Origin of the sequence: Halogranum amylolyticum (assembly GCF_900110465.1) — an archaeon.
In the GTDB taxonomy this organism is placed as follows: Archaea; Halobacteriota; Halobacteria; order Halobacteriales; family Haloferacaceae; genus Halogranum; species Halogranum amylolyticum.
Map to the genome: position 1 here is coordinate 1 of NZ_FODV01000056.1, position 1,973 is coordinate 1,973.

The following is a 1,973-nucleotide window of genomic DNA, read 5'->3' on the forward strand; positions in this document are numbered from 1 at the left end:
GTTTGTGGACTGCCGAGAGTCGATGAGAGTCCATCGTCCAGACTTTCAAGATACGCAGTGTGGGCACTCAACTGTTGTGATTTCAGTAGTTTCGACCAAAGGCGGCGCTGTATCCCCGCTCTAAAGGGCGAGGTTTGAGCGCCTGCGTTGTCCATAATATCGGTGCAATCATGTTTTCCAAATTCAATTGAAGGCTGGAATCGACCTCGATGACCTCGCTGTCTGGTCCAGAACCGCTACTCTTGAATCCACTGGTCAACGCGCGAACACGTGGTCTTCAGTGTACGTTCCTTCAGCCGTCACAACCGTCGCGCGCACGGTCACGGTCTGGGCGCCCTTGAGTCGTGCAACATCGAGGAATGAAACCCGAATTCGTTGGGTGACGGTCTTCGCTTCGTCGACCTGCAGGTTTCCGACTGCCTGTGACCCACTCCAGATGACACGATCGTCAGCCATGATGACGACAATACCGACCACATCGTGAACGGCCGTTTCACCCGCATTCTCGATCGTCCCAGTTGCAACCACACAGGTCGGTCCACAAGGACGGCCGTCTGTTACGCGGAGAGTGAAGACCGGTTGTGTGGAGGCCGATTCATCGAAAGCGGGTGGTGTACCGTCTGTAAGTCCACCTGGAGCAGCGATGGGCTGGGCACTCGTCACCGAACTCAGTGCAAGCACACAGAGGACGACGATGATCACTCTAGTCGAAGTTACCATGATAGAGAGACGCTCGCTACAGAGAAACACGTATGTGCGGACCGTTGAGACTGTCTTCGGCCGTGAAAGCACTCGTTAGGTTCCAAAGGGACACGAGAAGTGTTCGACGGCGAGGAAGGTGACGCGTACCATCACGAAACTGTGTCAATCTCTGCAGAAAACATCACGCTTTAGTGTCGATTTTATATATTGTCTGTAGCTGAATAATTCCTATAAGTGGTGTGAATCGCCGGCTATCTTTTCAATGCCATTGTTATTAATGGGAACAATTTAGGAACTCAGTTGAGAATACTCTCGTAGGGGCATATCCGCTCCCACTACATCCCCATCATGTCAGCACAACAGTCATCACTCAGTGTTTGCCCGACTGTGGACGGTTGCTCCCGTCGTCGTCGCTACTCATCCAATCCGAGAAGGCGAGTGGCACAGTTGGGCAGTTCGTTGCGTGCTCGCAGTGTGATACCGTCGTCAACGGGACCACCCGAATGAACGGAGAGACCAGCCCGAGAGAACAGTCTCTCGCGTGCCCACTCTGCGGAGGTAGTTGTACCACTCGCAAAGCGCTCCAGCGACATCTCATGGTGGACCATCGCAAGAGTACGCTTGTGAGGACAGTATTGGCGAGCCGAGAAGCAACCGACACGACGACAGGAGTATCCGATGTCAAGCCTACGCACAACTGAACGTAAGCACACCGTTGCTCCCCAAAACGACGACGGACACTACATCTGTTTCCGAGAGTGTGCTGACGGAAATCCGTGCCAACGAACGATCAACGCCCCGTGGATGCCCTGTTACGACCATTTCGGTGAACCGCCGATGCGGCAGGCTGCCGACGAACGAGAGTGACGCGGATCGTGAACTGCGCCGTCTTGCGTGCTGTACGTGACTTTCAGATCTTCGATATCGAGTACCGTCATTAGTCTGTCTGGATCTCCGGGTTGATGACTTCCTCGTACGCGCGGCCGATGAGGAACACCGATGTCGTGATGAGCGCAATACTGATGGCAGGCGGGAACACCCACCACCACGCGATTTGGATGTTGCCGGACTCGAACACCTGCCGGAGCATCCGTCCCCAACTCGTCATCGTCGGGTCACCGAACCCGAGGAAGGCGAGGCTTGCCTGGGCAGCGATCCCCCGTGAGTTGGCCTGAGAATGCCTCGTTGAACGCAAGACTGCGTCGGGATGGGATCAATTATTCACGCTTTCACGGTGTCAGAACCTGGTTCTTGAACTCAGAAGATGCAGT

2 protein-coding genes and 1 pseudogene are annotated in these 1,973 nt (G+C 54.7%); 1 reads left to right on the forward strand and 2 read right to left on the reverse strand.

The genetic code is table 11. The features are described 5' to 3' along the window. Positions 1–255: 255 nt before the first annotated feature. The gene (locus tag BSG17_RS27420; RefSeq protein ID WP_170864968.1) at positions 256–702 is read right to left on the reverse strand and encodes a hypothetical protein; all 447 of its coding nucleotides are present in this window, start codon (positions 700–702) and stop codon (positions 256–258) included. A 377-nt stretch (positions 703–1,079) separates the two neighbouring features. On the opposite strand from BSG17_RS27420, the gene BSG17_RS29015 reads away from it, so the two are divergent. Further along, a complete protein-coding gene (locus BSG17_RS29015; protein WP_449271726.1) occupies positions 1,080–1,403 on the forward strand; it encodes a DUF7837 family putative zinc-binding protein in 324 nt (107 codons plus the stop codon). 236 nt (positions 1,404–1,639) lie between these two features. Here BSG17_RS29015 and BSG17_RS25770 read toward each other — a convergent pair. Continuing rightward, positions 1,640–1,858 (reverse strand): annotated as a pseudogene (locus tag BSG17_RS25770) (ABC transporter permease); the annotation flags it as partial. Positions 1,859–1,973 lie beyond the last annotated feature (115 nt).